The organism is Pseudomonas sp. Irchel 3H3 (genome assembly GCF_900187635.1).
GTDB lineage: Bacteria > Pseudomonadota > Gammaproteobacteria > Pseudomonadales > Pseudomonadaceae > Aquipseudomonas.
Map to the genome: position 1 here is coordinate 38655 of NZ_FYEC01000010.1, position 18340 is coordinate 56994.

The 18340-nt window shown below is 59.7% G+C and carries 12 protein-coding genes; 5 read left to right on the forward strand and 7 right to left on the reverse strand.

Annotation, left to right across the window (positions count from 1 at the left end):
- Positions 1–25: 25 nt before the first annotated feature.
- Complete coding sequence (locus tag CKW24_RS13300; protein ID WP_095168605.1) at positions 26–640, reverse strand: TetR/AcrR family transcriptional regulator; 615 nt, start codon at positions 638–640, stop codon at positions 26–28.
- Positions 641–729: 89 nt separating this feature from the next.
- Here CKW24_RS13300 and CKW24_RS13305 point away from each other — a divergent pair, with 89 nt between their 5' ends.
- A complete protein-coding gene (locus CKW24_RS13305) occupies positions 730–2157 on the forward strand; it encodes an efflux transporter outer membrane subunit (RefSeq protein ID WP_095168607.1) in 1428 nt (475 codons plus the stop codon).
- A gap of 132 nt (positions 2158–2289) precedes the next feature.
- Positions 2290–3186: a LysR family transcriptional regulator gene (locus CKW24_RS13310; protein ID WP_095168608.1), complete on the forward strand. Its 897-nt coding sequence runs from the start codon at positions 2290–2292 to the stop codon at positions 3184–3186.
- A gap of 8 nt (positions 3187–3194) precedes the next feature.
- On the opposite strand, the gene CKW24_RS13315 is transcribed toward CKW24_RS13310, so the two are convergent.
- From CKW24_RS13315 to CKW24_RS13330, 5 genes are all read right to left on the reverse strand, one after another.
- On the reverse strand, positions 3195–4628 hold the full coding sequence (locus CKW24_RS13315) for an aldehyde dehydrogenase family protein (RefSeq protein ID WP_095168610.1): 1434 nt from the start codon (positions 4626–4628) through the stop codon (positions 3195–3197).
- Entirely contained in the window at positions 4625–5818 is a 1194-nt protein-coding gene (locus CKW24_RS13320; RefSeq protein ID WP_177440638.1) for an iron-containing alcohol dehydrogenase, read from the reverse strand. The genes CKW24_RS13315 and CKW24_RS13320 overlap by 4 nt, the downstream gene beginning before the upstream one ends.
- Before the next feature lie 61 nt (positions 5819–5879).
- Positions 5880–7358, reverse strand: coding sequence for an APC family permease (locus tag CKW24_RS13325; RefSeq protein ID WP_095168612.1), 1479 nt, complete (start codon positions 7356–7358; stop codon positions 5880–5882).
- A complete protein-coding gene (locus CKW24_RS27860) occupies positions 7324–7644 on the reverse strand; it encodes a hypothetical protein (protein ID WP_143501196.1) in 321 nt (106 codons plus the stop codon). Before CKW24_RS27860 ends, CKW24_RS13325 begins: the two co-directional genes overlap by 35 nt.
- A gap of 185 nt (positions 7645–7829) precedes the next feature.
- Complete coding sequence (locus CKW24_RS13330; protein WP_095168613.1) at positions 7830–9485, reverse strand: arylsulfatase; 1656 nt, start codon at positions 9483–9485, stop codon at positions 7830–7832.
- Between the two features lie 405 nt (positions 9486–9890).
- On the opposite strand from CKW24_RS13330, the gene CKW24_RS13335 reads away from it, so the two are divergent.
- The 3 genes from CKW24_RS13335 (at position 9891) to CKW24_RS13345 (ending at position 16967) form a co-directional block, all read left to right on the forward strand.
- Entirely contained in the window at positions 9891–11138 is a 1248-nt protein-coding gene (locus CKW24_RS13335) for an OmpP1/FadL family transporter (protein ID WP_371917589.1), read from the forward strand.
- A gap of 198 nt (positions 11139–11336) precedes the next feature.
- A complete protein-coding gene (locus CKW24_RS13340; RefSeq protein ID WP_095168617.1) occupies positions 11337–15188 on the forward strand; it encodes an autotransporter outer membrane beta-barrel domain-containing protein in 3852 nt (1283 codons plus the stop codon).
- A 165-nt stretch (positions 15189–15353) separates the two neighbouring features.
- A complete protein-coding gene (locus CKW24_RS13345; RefSeq protein WP_095168618.1) occupies positions 15354–16967 on the forward strand; it encodes a mechanosensitive ion channel family protein in 1614 nt (537 codons plus the stop codon).
- A gap of 34 nt (positions 16968–17001) precedes the next feature.
- Here the strand turns inward: CKW24_RS13345 and CKW24_RS13350 are convergent, their stop codons facing one another.
- Positions 17002–18228 carry an MFS transporter gene (locus tag CKW24_RS13350; RefSeq protein WP_095168620.1) on the reverse strand — a complete coding sequence of 409 codons (1227 nt, stop codon included), beginning with the start codon at positions 18226–18228 and terminating at the stop codon, positions 17002–17004.
- Positions 18229–18340 lie beyond the last annotated feature (112 nt).

Below are 18340 nucleotides of genomic sequence, written 5' to 3' on the forward strand. Positions count from 1 at the left end.
ACCAATATAGTCAATAGTCACAACCTCAGGGCGCCAGGCTACGCAGTATCAGGGCCGACAGGTGCACCGGGGCCGTCGTGACGATGTCCAGGTTGTACTGCAACTGCACTGGGCTGATGTAGGGGCGCATAACCAGATGAATCGCCTGGACAGCCTCATCCAGGGGAGTCTTGCGCTCGAACTCGCCCAACTGCCGCCCTTCGAGAACAATCTCCTGGACCAGCAGGCGCAGGCGCTCGTCGTGTGCCTTGGCAGAGGGCCACTGGTCGCGACCCGCGACAGCGGCGATGTCATAGAGCTTGCGGTCGTGAAAAAACAGGTCGCTGCCTGCCTCGACGAGCGCGCGGAACAAGCGCCGCAGCTTCTCGGAGGCCGTTGGCGCATCCGCGATCGCCGCCTCCACGATGGCCATGATCATTGCCAGCCGATTGGCGCAAATCACCTCACCGATAGCCTGTTTGGAGTCAAAGAATTTGTAGATATAGGCTTTGGAGAAGCCAATGGCCTTGGCCAGATCGGAGACCGTGGTCTTCTCGTATCCGTAGTGTCCGAAGTGCTGGGTGGCCGCTTCCACGACCTGGTCACGCACGCTATGGTCCGATGGACCGCGTGCCGGGGTCGTCTTCGATTGATTAGTCATATTTGCAGCTTAGCTCCACGAGCCCTGATTGACAACGAGTGACCATATTGTAATATCGTCACAACTTAAATCTGCTCAGGGGAAATTCAATGCGCCCGCTCTCTACGTACGCACTGGTCATAAGTACCGGCCTACTGGCGAGTTGCGCCGTAGGTCCGGATTATCAGCGTCCAGATGCTCCAATCAATGATCGTTTTCTGACGCAACCGGGTAAAGAACCGAATATTACCGTGCGCTCAGCAAGCAATGTCGTTTGGTGGGAAGGTTTCGCAGATCCCTTGCTCAGCGACTTTGTCTCACAGGCCCTGATCAAGAATCTCAACCTGGCCCAGGCCAATGCGCAACTCACCCAGGCACGGGCAGCACTGGGCATTGCAACGGCGGCACTTCTACCCTCGGGCAACACCAGCGCCCAAGCGGCACGTGCCTATCAATCAGTTGAAACGCCACTCGGCCAAGTTCTTGACTCGACGCCCGGCTATGATCGCTACGGCAACGCCTACGAAGCTGACCTCAGCGCAAGCTGGGAATTGGATGTGTTCGGCGGTCTGCGCCGCGGCAGACAGGCTGCATTGGCTGAGTACGAGGCCTCTGAAGCAAGTGTCGTTGCAGCAAGGCTTGCAGTCGCCGCTCTGACGGCTGATACCTACATCACCATCCGGGGCCTGCAAACCCGATTGGCCATTGCCCAGCGACAGGTCAAAACGCAGGAGGATCTGCTGGACAAGGTTCAGCTGCTTTACGGCAAGGGGCTGGCTGCGCAATACCAGCTGCGTCAGACCGAGGGCGAGCTTGCGCAGGCCCAGGCGAGCGTACCGGTCTTGCGCACGGGACTTGATGCGGCCATGAATGCGCTGGACATAATGCTGGGCGTCCCCCCTGGCACCCATCGTCAAACCTTGGCGACAGTCAAAGGTATTCCGCAACCTGCGCAGCTGACGTCGACCGGTACACCTGCGGATCTGCTGCGCCGCAGGCCTGACCTCATCGTGGCTGAGCGTCGCCTCGCCGCCTCAAGCGCGCGCATTGGAATGGCGATGAGCGAGTATTACCCGAAGCTCTCCCTTAGTGCGTTGCTGGGCAGTGCGACAGCCGTTTCAAGCGCTAATCTGTTCAGCAGCGGAGCGAGCCAATCGGCAGCCGTACTAGGGCTGCGATGGAGGCTTTTCGATTTTGGCCGGGTAAACGCTCAGATCGAGCAGGCCAAGGGCAGCGAAGCGCAAGCCCTGGCCGCTTACCGCCAGTCAGTCCTGCAAGCCACTGGAGATGTTGAGAACGCGCTCTCTTCCTTGGCCAATCGCCAAGCTCAGGCTGCCACGCTGGGCAGAGGTGAAACCGCTCTTGCCTTCGCGAGACAATCCTCATTCATGGGATATCAAAAAGGCGCGATCAGCTTGATTGAGGTGCTACGTGCCGATGAAAAGCTCCTGCAGACATCCGACGCCCGGGCCCAGGCACAAACGGAATCGGCGCGCTCGGCGGTTGCTGCATTCAAAGCACTCGGTGGCGGATGGTAACCTCAAAACAACAGTAATCACCGATACTATCGTGGCTCGGTGACAGGCAGTTGCAGTAACTCATGGTTTGTTCCAGCTCATGTTCGTGCCGGCGGCGCGTGCGAAAGGTTTTCCAATCTGTCGAGAAACACTGTGCTCAGAAACGTTACGGACATGGATTTGCGGCTGCTGCGTATTTTTTCCATCGTGGTGAAATGCGGTGGGTTCACGGCTGCCCAGGCCGAATTGAACATGAGCCAGTCGAACATCAGTACGCACATTTCCGGCCTGGAAAAACGCCTGGGCTACCGGATTTGCGAGCGGGGAAAGGGCGGCTTTCGGTTGACCGAAAAAGGCCAGAGGATTCTCAAGGCGTCAGCGGCATTGTTCGGGGCGGTGGATGCGTTTCGCAACGAAGCCCAGGATCTTTCCGGGCGCCTGGTGGGGGACCTTTACCTGGGCCTGGCAGACAATATCGCGACCTTGCCGACAGCGCGGATTGATGCGGCCATCGCCCGGTTTTATCAGCGTGAGCACGACATGCACCTGCACATCTTCGTGAACTCGCCCACCGAACTCGAACGGGCGGTGATAGATGGGCAACTGGACGTCGCCATTTCCTATTTCAGCCGTCCATTGCCGACCTTGAACTACCAGCCGCTGTACACGGAGGAAATCGGCATTTTCTGCGGTCAGGCTCACCCGCTGTTCGGTGTCGAGGCGCCAAGCCTGGAACAGCTCAAGGCCAGCGACTGGATCCGCCATGGCTTCCTGCCCACCGACCAGGTGTTGCCCATTGCACCTGATCGCGCTTCAGCCACGGCGCACCACATGGAAGCGGTCGCCCATGGCGTGTTGGCCGGGACCCACCTGGGTTATCTCCCGGCGCACTACGCCCGGCCCTGGCTGCTAGGCGGGCAAATGCGCGCCCTGCATCCAGCGACGCTGCGCTATGAGGTACAGCACAGTATGATCACGCATGTGGGGCACCCGCAAAGCGAAGCAGTTCGGGCCTTCATCGCCGACCTGTTGGCCGAGCATGGTTTGTGAACCAGGTATCAGCCAAGGCATCTGGTGACATGCTTGACCGATTGATAGGCTGACAGCCCCCATGGACCGAGTTCGCGCCCGATGCCGCTGCCTTTGGTTCCCCCCCAGGACGTCTCCACGAATACCGCCTGGATCGAGTTGATCCAGACGTGGCCGACTTCCAATGCAAGGGCCACGCGTTCAGCGCGAACCAGGTCCGCGCTGATCACCGTGGCCACCAGTCCGAAACGGCTGTCGTTGGCCAGTGCCAGTGCCTGTTGCTCTGAACTGAAGCGATGAGTGCACAGCACCGGCGCAAAAATTTCCTCGGTCCACAGGCGGCTGGTCGTCGGTACATCGGCGTAGAGGGTCGGGCTGACGAACCATCCTGGATCGCGCAACGCCTCGCCACCGGCCACGCATTGCAGACCTTCGGCGCGGGCAATGGTGAAGTACTCGCACGCCTTGTCCCATTGCGCCTGACTGGCTAGGGGGCCCATATCGACTTCACCGTCAAGCGGGTTGCCCACTCGCAGCGTTTCGAAGGCCGTTTTCAAGCGCAGCATCAGGGCATCGGCAATGCTCTCCTGCACCAGCAGGCGCGAGGTGGCCGAGCACATCTGCCCCGCATTCCAACAAATCCCGGCGACGATCCATTCGACCGCCTGGTCGAGGTCGCAATCGTCGAATACCACAATGGCCGATTTGCCACCCAGCTCCAGGGTGACCGGTCGGCAATAGGCCGCGGCGCTGCGCATCACTTGAGTGCCCACGGCGTTGCTACCGGTGAATGACAACTTGTCGATACCGGCATGATTGCTCAACGCCGCACCGGTTTGGGCCTTGCCGCAGACGATGTTCAACACGCCTGCCGGCAAACCTAGAGCATCGGCGATCTCGCCATAGGTTTGTTCAATCAGTGGCGTGATTTCCGAAGGCTTGAGTACCACCGTACAGCCAGCAGCAAGGGCCGGGGCCAGTTTCCAGGCACTGGTGACCAAGGGGAAATTCCACGGCACGATCAGGCCGACAACCCCAAGGGGTTCCAGGTGCGTATGGGCGGTAAAGCCAGGGACAGCCAACGGCACCTCAGTGCTGGGCCGAGCCGCCAGCCCTTCGGCCAGGCCTGCATAATAGGTAAAGGTGGCCACGGCATCGTCGATATCCACGACCGCCTCATGACGGGGTTTGCCGTTGTTCTGCATCTGTAGGGCGATCAATGTTTCACGACGCTGTTCGATTTGCTCAGCGAAGCCTCTCAAGTAGCCCGCACGGATCGATGCGCTGGTGTTTCGCCAGGCTGGCAGGGCCTGGCGTGCCGCGGCGATGGCCTGGTCCACCTGGGCAGAGCTGGCGACCTTGAGTTCGGCGAACGGCTGGCCGAGGGACGGATCGTAGACAGTGATCTGCTCGGCGCCATCGCCCGTCAGCCAGGCTCCGTTGATGTACTGAGCCTTGCTCATGCTGACACTCCCGGCAGGACACCCTGCACGGCGTTGCGAAAAATCTGGCTGTATTCGGCCGCACTGAGGACACAGGCATTAGTGTCCGAAGAGGAGATATCGGCGAGCGCCTGCTCCCCGACCCATGCCGCAGCCTCTGCATCGAGGCCGATTTCACTCAGTGAATGAGCAATCCCCAGGCGTTGACGCAGTTGTAGCACCCAGTCGAGGAAACCGTCGAAATCGGCTTGTTTCAATTCCAGATAGCGCGCCAGCCGCGCGATGTCTTCACTGATCGCGTGCCGATTGGCGACCAGCACGTAGGGCAGGAGGATTGCATTCAACAGCCCGTGATGTTTGTGATAACGCGCGCCTAATGGATGGGCCAGGGCGTGCACGCCGCCCAGGCCTTTCTGAAACGCCACGGCGGCCATGGCGGACGCCACCAGCATGCCTTCGCGCGCAATCATGTCCTGGCCATCGCGATGGGCGTCGCACAGATGCTGCTGGATCAGGCGAATGCCTTCTACCGCGACACCGGAGGACATCGGGTGATACAGAGGAGAGCAAAAGGCTTCAATGTGATGGGTCAGCGCATCCATGCCGGTGGCGGCGGTCAGCGCGGGTGGCAGGCCACGGGTCAGGACCGGATCAAGGATCACGCATGCCGGCAGCAACTGCGGGTGGCTGATCACACGCTTTATGTTCTGTTCGCTGAGGGTCAGCACCGCTTCACGACCCAGCTCCGAACCCGTGCCCGCGGTGGTGGGCAAGGCGATCAGGCGGGGTAGGTCCAGGTGTGGAAAGTCCGCCAGGGTTGGGTAGTTTGCAATGACATTCGACCATTGGTATTGGTCGAGGCCTTGCTCGTCGACGGCGGCCAGGCTGATGCCTTTGGCGGCGTCCATCGCACTACCGCCACCCAGGGCGATCAGCGCATCGTGCTTGCCTGCCTTGAACGCGGCTACGCCCCTGGCGACATCCTCAAGGGTTGGGTTGCTGGCTATGTCGCTGAACACGGCGAACCTAATGTCGGCTTGCAGCAAATGTTCCTGGATCAGCGTCATCGGTTCCAGTGCCAGCATCCCAGGGTCGGTGACCAGCAAGGGGTTGCGCATGCCCAGCAATTTGCAGCGCTCAGCCAATACATCCAGCGCACCGGGCCCACAGAAGATCTCTGTGGGGTAGTTCCAATAGTGAAGTGAGGACATCAGAAACTCCAGATCGGCAAGGCCCATGATTCATGGACCTCACGCGACAATTTGATGGGGGTTAATCGGTACGCAGTTGAGGGTTGGCACGCAGGTAAGGCTTGGCACGCAACATGTAGATCAGGCCCAGCACCGCGAGGGTCGAGAACACCAGGATGACTGCCCAGACCTGGAACCACGGCGCTCCGGGTGGTGCGAGGGACTCCCTTGGCCAAGCGACGTTGATGCTTTCGAACACCAGCCAGAAGAACGCGGCGAGATTGACCGGCATGCCCCAGCGACCGAGACTGAAGGTCCCTGGCTCGGCTTTCCATTTGCCTTTGAGTCGAGCGAGCAGGGCACAAGTGATGACAATCAGAAACACCACGAAGAAGCCGCCGCTGCCAAAGGCGATCAGCGTGCCGACGGCCGTTGCATTCAACCCCAGCGCCAGGCCGAAGCTGGCGAACAGAGTGCAGAAGACCATCGCTGCGAAAGGAACTTTGCGTTTATCCACCCGGCGCAGCACCGCTGAGGCGGGCAGCATCGAATCGCGCGCCATGCCGAACACCGCGCGACCGATGTAGGTCTGTACAGAGACGACGCACGCAATAAACGCAATCAGAACAATGCCGACGAACGGACGCTCAGACCAAGCGCCAAATGCATCGACGACGGCAGGTGTAACCGGGTCGATGATTTGGCCCGAGACCATGCCGGCGGTATTGGTGTAGGACAGGGTCACGGCGAATGCGGTGAGCATTACGGTCAGGCCGACCAGAATCATCGAGCGCAAGATCGCGCGGGGCGTCGACGTCCGTGCATCGGCGGTTTCTTCGGAAACCTGCGAGCAAGCATCGAAACCGAGGAACGCCCAGCCACCGACTGCCATGGCCGTCAGGAACCCGCAAAGATAGGAACCCTCTGTACCTTGGGTGGACGCCAGTCCTTCGAACACCAGTGACAACGAATGGTTACGGAAGAACAGCAGCAGCAACACGCCAATACCGATCGAGGCAATCGCCTCGGCAATGATGCCGGCATTCACGAAGTACTTGAGCGGGTTGATGCCGAACAGGTTCACACCCAGGCCGAGCATCAACAGCACAGCGCCACTGAACACCTGCGCGTTTGCCGTCGGGGGCTCGCCGGTGAAAAACAGCCACAGCCAGAATCCGCCCAGATAGGACACTGTGGTCAGCGAGGCCAGCGCGGAGGCCAGGTACATGAACCCGGTGAACCAGGCCCAGCGGTCGCCTGCCAGGCGTTTGACCCATTGGTAACAGCCGCCGGCGAGCGGGTACTGCGAAGCCAGTTCGGCATATACCAGCGCCACCAGCAGTTGCAGCGCGAGGCACAGCGGTACGATCCAGACCCAGGACGGACCGGCACTCATCGCGCCCAGCGACATCACCGAGTAAATACCCACGACCGGCGAGACGGTGGCGAAACCGACGGAAAACGAAGACCAGAGCGATAGCCCGCGATGCAGTTCCTGGGCATAGCCTTGACTGTGCAACAGCGATTCATCGGCGTTTTGCCGGGAAAGCGGGGAGGTCATTGCCGACCTCCAACACCAGTGCAAGCGCTGATCGGAGCGCAATGGCCGGCACGGCGGCGTGCGAGGGTAGGTGACATAGAAAATCCTTGGTCGGCAGACAGATTATTTTTAGGATCGCCTGGCGCAGGCGTACCGACGAAACGGTCTCCTGCAAGAGGAGTGCACGCAGCTTAAGGCAGCCAAACATCGATAAGAATTCATATGTTTGTAGGCTGACTTCTGGATTTTTATATGTTTGTGAATCGGCGGCTGGCGCTGCGATGGCGAGGATTGGTGTAATCGCCATGCAATAGCTACTTGGCTAGAAAGTATCGGCGAGCGTTGTACAAGGAGGTTTTAATGAAAAGCCTTCGCGAACCGCCTGGCACTGACTGGACACTGGGCATGACCCGATATTTCTGCGAAAGAACACGGTTGACGCTGTCATTAAGCGGCGGCCGTAGATAAAGCCGCCGCTTATTGCCTGCTTAACTAGTTTCCGGCGGGCATCGGCAAGTGAATGCCTTCTTTTTGCAGTTCCTCTCGAACCGACTGGAACTTTTGATATTTCGACAGCTCGATCGGTCCGTCGTAAGTCATGCTTTGCATCTTGCGAGGCGGGTATTGCACGTAGGTCTTCATCAAGTTGCTGATGGCGATGCTGATAGGAACCATCGACCAAGTGCGTTCGGTAAAGTTGTTCATGAAGATGTCATAGCGCTCCTGCGGGTCCTGCAGCAAGTCGAAGACCTGCGGTACGGTTGCCACGTACTTGCTGGCGCCTTTCCAGCCCTGATTGGAGTCGACCGCCAGGCCACCGGTCTGGGCGCCGTCATCGCCGCGCAGGTTGAAAACGGCCTTGAAGTTGCCGACACGGGCGGCACCGGGCGACAGTTCGTTTTCCGTGAAATAGAACCACTCCTTGCGGGGTGAGGGGCCGGTCCCCAGCAATACCGGGGTCATGTCGTAGCTGTCGAACATGATCGGCTGACCTTCGCGGTCTTTCTCCGGCAGTTTAATGCCGGCCACCGACGCGAATGTCGCCATCAGATCCAGGCCTCCGATGATGTCGTGGTTTTTCATCGCAGGTTTGATTTTTTCCGGCCATACCATGATTGCCGGTACTCGGTTGCCACCTTCGCGTACCGTGCCTTTGGTGCCGCGGAAGGGCGTATAGCCGGCATCCGGATAAACGTCCTGCCAAGCGCCGTTGTCGGTGGTGTAAACCACCAGGGTGTTCTTATCCATGCCCAGCGCTTTGAGCTTGTCCATGATGCGGCCAATGCGGGTGTCGAGTTCCACCACCGAGTCGGCGTACTTGGATTTGGAAATCGACTTATGTACGAATTCCGGTGCCGGCAAATTCGGCTGATGCACTTTCATGAAGTTGACGTTGATGAAAAACGGCTTGTCGGACTTGGCGGCGGTATCGAGAAACTCCATGGCGGCTTTCTCGACATATCCGTCAAAGTAGGGAATCCCGACCACACCGGGTTTTCCATCGATAACCGGCGTATCGACATACTCGCCGTTGATCTTGAATTCCTCGACCGGTTTTTCACCTGCCTTGCCGGACAGCGCGCCCTTGGTGACATTGGCGAACATGGCGCGGGTCTCGGGGTCCATGTCCGGGAACCATTCTGGATCGGCATAGGTGTAGGCGTTGAGGTGATAAAGGCCGACGTACTTCATGACGTCGTAGCCCTGGGCATTGGGCATGGCGTAATCGGCTTCGCCCAGGTGCCACTTGCCGGTGAAGTAAGTGTCGTAGCCACCGGTCTTGAGAACGGAGGCAAGGGTCCATTCGGCTGCCGGCAAACCGCCACCCTGGCCCTGAAATGCCACAGTGGTCATGCCGCTGCGGTTGGGAATGCGCCCGGTCTGCATGGCTGCCCGGCCGGGAGTGCAGCTGGGTTGGGCATAGAACGAAAAGAAAGTGGTGCCTTGCGCCGCCAGTTCGTCGATGCTCGGTGTCGGCATGCCGCGACCTACACCGCCGCCATAAGGGCCGAGGTCACCGTAGCCGGTATCGTCGGAGACTATGAACAGGATATTGGGTTTTTCGGTCTGGGCTGCATGGGCAACGTTGAGGGCGATGAGCAATGAGCACGCAAGGTAGAACTTGGTACGATGTGAGAGCCGTTTCATAAGCGGTACCCTATCGAAGGTTGACCCTTTCAGTTGTTACGCACACATCAAGTACGCAACGATCAGGATCTCGGTGAGTAAATCCCCCTACGCCGTGCCAAAAGACAGTTCAAGGGGGCCAACCGACCCATCGAAAGAACTCCCGTTTAATTCAAAGCACCCAAAGAGCCTAGTAGGTTAATGGCATCTTGCGCGAAATCGGATTCACTGTTGAGGTCGTTCACCTTTACCGCCTCAATACGAAGCAGCCTCGAAGAGCATGGTTTGTGTTTTCTTGACTAGTATCTATTCGACTTGAGCGTGCGCGGTCGCACCAACTGTTACGCCCTGGAGTCGGGTGCGTGCGCTACGTTATTCGCACAATGGATAATTGTGAGGTTAATCATGCCAACCAGAAGTAGTGTCATGCCCGCCTGCACACTCCTGGCACTGTGCTGCCAGCAAGCCTGGGCCGGCGGCATTCTGCTCTACGAAGTTGGCACCGATAATGCCGGCCTGGCCAACGCCGGTGCCGCTGCGCGCGCCCAGGGCCCATCGACCATCGCCAGTAACCCCGCGGGCATGAGTTACCTGTCAGGCACACAAATTACCGCTGGCCTGCAAGTGCTGTATGGCGACCTGAGCTTCGATCGCGACGCCGGTAGCAATGTCGCAGGAACCGGCAGCGGTAACGCTCTCGACCCGATTCCCGGTGGCAGTTTTTTTATCAGCCATGAACTCGACGACCACTGGAGCGTCGGCTTCGGCCAGTACGGTGACTTCGGCCTGGCGGTCAACTACGACAATGACTGGTACGGTCGCTACTTCGCGCAGAACTCCAGTCTGCTGGGTCTGTCCCTGGTACCCAGCGTTGCGTACCGATTTAATGAGCAATGGTCGGTGGGTGTTGGCGTCAAGGCCATGTACGGCATGATGCAGGCGCAAACCGCCATCGACCGCGCTCCCTTCGGCTTCACCGATCGTGCTGACGGTCAGTACAAATACAAGGACGGGGCCTGGGGTTATGGCGCCAATGTCGGGGTAATCTACGCCCCGCAATCCGGCACGCGTATTGGCCTGACCTACACCAGTAAAGTCGATCTGGACTTCGAAGACCGGCTGGATGTGAAAGGCGACGGGCGTCTGCTGGAGCGCATCAACGACACCCCCACCAAACTCGACACCAGCGTGCCGCAGACCGTGACCCTCAGCCTGTTCCAGCAATTGGACCGGCAATGGGCTTTGCTGGCTTCGGCTAATTGGCAGGATTGGTCGCAGTTCGGTGAGATCGGTGTACAGGTCGACACCACGGCGTTGGGCGCACAGTCGAAATCAGTCGATGCCGGGTTCAAGGACACTTGGCACCTGTCCCTGGGCGCGCAGTACCAGGCTACCGAGCAATGGCTGTGGAATGTTGGTATGGCCTACGACAGCAGCGCCGTCTCCGACAGCAAACGCAGCGTGATTGTACCCATGGGCGAATCCTGGCGCATCGCCACAGGCGCAACTTATGCGCTTAATCAAGACACCGACATCAACGTCAGTTGGGCCATGGTCTGGCTAGGCGATATGCCTGTGGACCAGACCAAGTCGATCTCGGGTCATCAAGTCTCCGGGGAGTACGGCGACGCCTGGATCCAAGCCCTCAGCGGCAACATGACCTGGCGATTCTGAGGTGTGAGCGTTTTCGCAAGTGGACGGAACCGATTGCGCTAACCATTACACCACCGACCCAAACCTAATGGAGTTTGGGTCGTCGTGACTCCTTTGCCGCCGATCTGCGAATTCCAACTAAAGGTCTATAGTTGTAATCGCCCTGCAATAACTACCTGGCTAGAAAGCATCGGTAAGAGTTGTACAAGGAGGTTTTTAATGAAAAGCCCTCGCGACCCTATTTGTAGCGGATTTACCCTGCATTTCAAACGCAGTGTCTTGTTGGTCGCCATGGCCAATACCCTCACGCTGGCAGATGCCCAGGCCGCTTGCGGGCCGCTGGCTGCCGGGGCCTATAACGTATCGCAGACCTGCACACCCGCGGCAGGCGTCGAGGCATCCCTCTCCACGCAATCAGGCACGACGATAACCACCACTGCCGGCTCTTCAGTGCTTAGTCGCGCCACCAACAACAACTCGGCGATCAGCCTCAGCGGCACCACGATCAACAGTACGCCTCCCACCGCCGCGAATGCGGTGTTCGCCAACGTGCTCGGGGCCGGTGGCCCGGGGAGCGCCAGCCTCACGGTGGATGGCGGTGTCAACACGGTCAACCTCGGTGGTTCGGGCCTTGATGCGCTGGCAATCACCAACGTCAACACCGGCCTATCCAGTCTCACGGTGACCTCCGGCACCACGCTGAACATCCTCAATACCGTCGTCGGTAACGAACACGACGCGATTGATGTGATGGGCACCGGCGGTGGGGCGATCAATGTGACACATCAAGGCAATGGCCAGATTACCCTGCTCGGTGGCAATGGCATTTGGACCAAGGCCACTGGCAGTGGCGACAACCACGTCACTGTCGGCGCTGGGGTGAGCATTCTGGTCAACAACGACGATGCATTGTCGGCCGGCGACCCCATCCTCGACGACACGTTGCCCACTGCTGGCGTCGGTAACCATGCGGGGGTCCACACCCGCGCGATCAATGGCAACACCACGGTCGATAACGCCGCGACTATTACCGGCCGCGGGATGAATGCATTCGGTGTTTTTACCGAGGGAGGCACGGGCAGCACCCAGTTGCACAACAGCGGGTCGATTACCACCGACGGTTTGAACGGCTTCGGCATTCGAGCGATCTCGACCACTGGCAGTATTTCCGTGGTCAACGACGGCGCGATCACCACGACCGGGGGAGGCGGCCACGGCATCTACGTCAACGACAACGCCGGCTCCACCGGGTCGATCAGTGTGCAGAACAACGGGGCCCTCAACGTCGGCAACACCACTGAAACCACTGGGTCGCGGGCGATCTTCATCATCAAGCGTGGCAGCGGTGAGACCACTGTCACGGGCAACGGCAACATCAATGTGCTCGGCGGTCTCACGTCCAGCCGTGCCTTCGGCATCATCATCAGCTCCGAAGGCGGGCCCATCGCGGTGAACTACGGCGGCGACATCGTTGCCAGCGGTCCCGTTGCAGGCGGCATCCGGGCAGACTCGCTGACCGACAGTGTGCGCGTTGATTACACCGGCAATCGCATCGAGACCTTCAACGGCAACGCCAACGGCATCTACGCCACCACCCAGTCGACCACTGCGCCCGTGGACATCACTGCTCGCGGAGCCATCACCACCCACTCCAACACCGGCAGCGGCGATGGCAGCGGCATCGGTTCGTTCGGCTTGCAGGCGTTGAGCCAGGGCGGCAATGTCAGCGTGGCATTCAGCGGTTCGCGTATCGATGTCAACGGTCAAGGCGCCGCCATGCTGGCCGGTAATGCGTTCAATTCGGGCACCGGCTTGGGCACTTTGACCGTGAGCAATACCGGGGAACTGATCGCGCGCGGCAACCAGCAACGGGGCATTCGTACGTTCTCCACCACGGGCGAGCAAACCCTTGTCAACTCAGGCGCAATCCAGACGCTCGGCGCCAGCGACAGTCAGGGTATCCTCGCAGAAGCCTCGGGTGCGGCCAGTATTTCGGTGAACAACACGGGGGCGATTACCAGCCGCGGTACGAATTCATCAGCGATCGACACGCAGGCCCTGGGCGGAACGGTCAGTGTCAGCAACAGCGCCGCGCTGCAGGGGGGGTGGGCCGACAGCAACGGGGTCACGTTGGGTGGTGCCACACAAGTATTGAGCAACAGCGGCGCCATCGGGGCCCTGAGTGATGTCGCCGTGCGCGCCGACGCCAACGGCCCGGGAAACGCTTTTAGCGTAAATAACACAGGGCAAATCACTGGCGCGATTACGGCCGCAGGCGCGACAACCACCCTGGCTAACCAGGGCACCTGGACGCTGCGCAACTTTGCCGACAGCACGGGCAGCGGCGTCCGTGACACCTGGGGCATTGCCACCAGCGACCTGGGCTCGGCAGCCGGCAGCAGCATCGACAACAGCGGCGTAATCCGCCTGGCGGCCCAACCGTCCTCCGGCATCGTCAACTTCAACAGCAGCGGTGCGTACTTACCCTTGGGACAAACGGCCAATCAACCAATATTGGGCGGTGCGACGCAAGGTCAGATACTTGGCGTGAGCAGTTTCACCCACCGTGGCATCCTTGACCTGCCCAATGGCACCAGCACCGTCGGCAATGTGCTGGTGATCAGCGGGGCCAACACCGCGGGAATCGACGGCGGCGGCGTGTTCGTTGCCGATGGAGGCAGCCTGCTGCTCAATTCGACGTTAAACGAAGGCGGCGCGAACAGCCGTTCCGACATGCTGGTGGTGGACTCGACGTCGACGGGCAGCGGTGGCGCGACGGCCATTGCTGTCAGCAACATCGGTGGTCAGGGCGAGCTGACCCAGGGCAACGGCATTGCCGTGGTCGAGTTGACCAACAAAGCCGCGACCGCCAGCGATGCGAATGCGTTCCGCCTGGCCAACCGGGTGGTTGCCGGCCCGTATGAGTATCGCCTGCAGCAAGGCGCCGAGGATGGCAGCGCCAGGGACACCTGGTTCCTGCGTTCGGATCAAGCAGCGCCACCCAACCCTCCAGTTCCGCCAGATGTTCCGATTCCCGATCCACCCGCGCCTGATCCCGCACCTGTGCCGAACTATCGCCCGGAAATTTCACTGTATGGCGCGCTACCGGCCCTGGCCCTGGTGTATGGCCGGACAATGGTCGATACCTTGCATGAGCGGGTCGGTGAAGAACGCCTTAACGACGGCGACCCACTGCCGAAAACCGACCAGACCGCGGATTCGCCATCGATGGGCTGGGGGCGGGTGATTTATCGTAGCGGCAAGCAGGAAAGCGATCGTAAAAACGCCCTGGGCAACTCGCCGGAGTACAACTACGACCTGACCGCGTTCCAGGTCGGTACCGACCTGTATCGCAAGGTGCGCACCGACGGCAGCCATGAGCAGGCCGGTATCTCGCTGTCCGCCGGCACCATCGATGCCGGGGTCAGTCACTACACCGGCAGTGCCGCCGGGGATGACACCCTGCGCGCCTACGGTGTCGGCGCCTATTGGACGCATTTCGGGCCTTCGGGCTGGTATCTGGACGGCGTGCTGCAGGTCAATCATTTCGATGTTGAAGCCAAGCCCAACGAACTGGCGAAACTGGAAACCAAAGGCTGGGGCTATACCGCCTCGCTGGAGAATGGCTACCCCTTCAAGTTTGACAAAAACTGGTACATCGAGCCGCAGGTGCAAGCCATCTACAGTTACGTCGACCTGGACAGCAGCAATGATGTCGGAGCCAACGTGCGCTTCAAGGACGTGGAGTCGCTGATCGGCCGGGCCGGTGTGCGGATCGCCAAGGACTGGGACACCGAAGGTGTCGACAAGACAGCACGCCGCACCAACGCCTGGATTCGCCCGAGTGTCTGGCATGAGTTCAAGGGGCAACCGAAAACCGAGTTCTCCTCCCAGTCTGGCTACATCCCGTTCGAGTCGGACATCCAGGGCACCTGGGGCGAAGTGAACCTGGGCGTCGATTATCAAGCCAATCAACGCACCACATTCACCGTCTCGGCCGGTTATCGCGAGGGATTCGACGGCGACAGCCATGGCTATGACGCCATGCTTGGTTTCAAAATCAACTTCTGATGTCAGTGCGTGCAGTGGGTGATCCAGAAGTATGCACAGCGAGTTGCTCTTTTTCCATGGACTACGCACGGGTCTTGGCACAGCCCAATCAGCAAACAGCCCCTCGTTGAGCTACGCTGCGATACGTACCCCTGACCTGAATTATGTCAAGTAAGGAACTGACGCATGCGGAGCAGGTTTCTCGCGCAATTGATTGCTGTTTTCGGATTGTTTTGCTCAGTTTTCGCGTTCGCGCAGGACTCTCGCGCAACGGTAGAACCTGCTTCCGCTGAACTGAAAATCTACAACCGCAGCGTCATGGTTTTCCGCGCCGCGTTATACGGTGAAATACCGGAAATACGGGTCAAGCGTGCGAAAGCGGCGATCAGTGAGGCAATGGATGAGTCAGACGATCTGAATGTCACCCTCGACTCCATTCAGAACAGTTATATGGTGCTGCTGGGCTCCAGGCGCGCGTTTATTGTTTCTCCCCAGGATGTCGATGCCAGCCAATTTGAATCAGTGCGCCAGGCCGCAGAAAGCGCCGCCGACAAACTGCGCCAGGTGGTTAGCGAAACCCAGGAAGCCCGCAGCCTGCATTTCATTTTCAGGTCACTGGCAGCTGCAGCCCTTGCCACCGGTATTCTGATTGCCGCGCTCTGGGGCATGGCGTATCTGCGCCGCAGATTGCTGAGGAAACTGCCGGACTTGATGGATCGGCATACACAGGCGCTGAAAGTCGGACGTGTACAGGTAATAGATGCCAATTACCTGTATCCGCTGGTCAGTCGTTTACTCGGGTTACTGCGCTGGCTCGTCGTGCTGTTGCTCACGTATGAATGGCTTGGCTTTATTTTGTCGCGGTTTCCCTATACCCGGCCCTGGGGCGAAAGCCTCAACAACTATCTGTTGGACGTCGCGGGATATCTACTCCAAGGGATCGTCGGTGCAATTCCTGGTTTCGGCGTCGCAGTCGCAATCTTTTTCATTGCCCGTGGTATCTCAGCTTTCAGTCGCCGGATCTTGCGCCGCATGGCGGTCCCCGGCACCTTCAGTTGGCTGAATCAAGAAACCCTGCACCCGACCCAGCGCTTGACCTCCCTGGCTATCTGGCTGTTTGCCTTGGCCATGGCTTATCCCTATTTGCCCGGCGCCGGTACAGATGCCTTTAAAGGCTTGTCGGTACTGATTGGTTTGATGATTTCCCTCGGTGCCACCAGTGTGGTCGGGCAGGCGGCGGCCGGATTGATCCTCACGTACACCCGAACCTTGCGTCCCGGGGAGTTCGTGCGCATTGGCGACTATGAAGGCACCGTCACAGAGCTGGGCATGTTCACGACTAGCATCCGAACAGGTCTGGGGGAGGTGTTGACGCTGCCCAATTCGATGATTACCGCCACCGTTACCAAGAACTACTCCCGTACCGTGCAAGGTCCTGGGTATGTGGTCGACACGGTCGTGACCATCGGTTACGACACGCCGTGGCGGCAGGTCGAGGCGATGTTGCTGGAGGCCGCCAGGCGCACCCCCGGCGTTCTCGAAGACCCTCCGGCGCAGGTGTTCCAGACCGCGTTGTCGGACTTCTATCCCGAGTATCGACTGGTGGCCCAGGCAATTCCCAGTCAACCCCGACCGCGGGCGGTATTGCTCAGCCTGTTGCACGCCAATATTCAGGACGTATTCAACGAGTATTCAGTGCAAATTATGTCGCCGCACTATCTCGGTGACCCCAGCGAAGAGAAGCGTGTACCCAAGGACAAGTGGTTTACCGCACCCGCGCAACAATCGAAGGAACTGTGAGCGCTATTGAAGGGCGCCCACAAATTGGCCCGGGTTAGCAGGGCTGGGCCGCCAGGCTATTGGTGATATTACGCCCCAGCACCAGCACCGTGACAAAACCGCAACCTACCAGCGCCGTGGCAAGACTCAGCAGCACCGAGCTGCCCAGGTGGTCGACGATCTGCCCGCCGAAAAACGAACCCAGCGCAATAATCACCTGGAACAAGGCGACAAACAGCGGCATCCCGCGTTCGACATCCTTGGGCGCTACGACAAACATCCAGATACTGGCGCAGGCCGGGAAGGCGCCGAAGGCGAAACCCCAGAGCGCGATCAGCATCGCCGCGCCGGTCATGCCGGTGGCGAAATGGGGGAATAGGGCGGTGCTGGTGCCGATCATCAGCGCGACCAGCAATAGGGTATGGCGTACGCTGCGGTTGGCGGCGAAGCCGGCAAAAATATTACCCATGACCCCGGCCACGCCAAAGAGCAGCAGCAACGAGCCAATAGTCGGCCCATCGAAGCCGGCACTGTGTTTAAAGAAGGGGGCGACGTAGGTGTAGGCGGCAAAGTGCGCCAGGCCAATCAGCAATACCGCAATCAAGCCAACGCGCGCTTGTGGATTGACGAACAGGGCTGGCAGGTCACTGATGCGGATGGCCTTTTCCGGGGTCAGGCGGGGCAGGAGAAAGACCTGCGCCAGGAGCACCGGAATACCCATCAACGCGGTGATCAGGAACGTCATGCGCCAGCCCATCAGGCCGCTGAGCCAGGTGCCTACGGGTACGCCAAGGACGGTGGCCAAGGTCACGCCGACCATGATTATCGAGGTCGCCTGGGCGACGCCAACGCCCTTGGGTGCCAGCCTGCCGCTCAGCGCGATGGCAGTCGCCCAGAAGCCACCGATACTGATGCCCAGTAGCACGCGCCCGAACAGCAGCAGGTTGAAGTCGCTGGCGAAGGCCACGACCGAGTTGGCGATGATCATGATCAACGTCAGGCCGATCAGTAGATAGCGACGGTCCATGGCGCCAATCCCGACAGACAGCAAGGGGGCGGCCAGGGCTGCCATGATGCCGGGCAGGGTAACCATCAGGCCGGCGTGGCCGGCACTGATGCCAAGGTCGCTGGCGACATCGTTGAGTACGCCCACCGGAAGAAACTCACTGGTGACCAGGGCGAATGCACCTACGGCGACGGAGAGAATCGCCAACCACTGCTGTTTGACACTTTGTTGGCTATGTTCGGGGATGTCGCGAGGGGCCTGGCTGGCGCTTGGCATGGTGTTGATTCCAGAGGGACAGGTCGCCTGCAGGCAGGCGGGGGGAAAAGGGAGGCGATTATAGGAATCAGTCCTGGATATTCAACAGGCGTGCCGCTCGATAGTAATCATC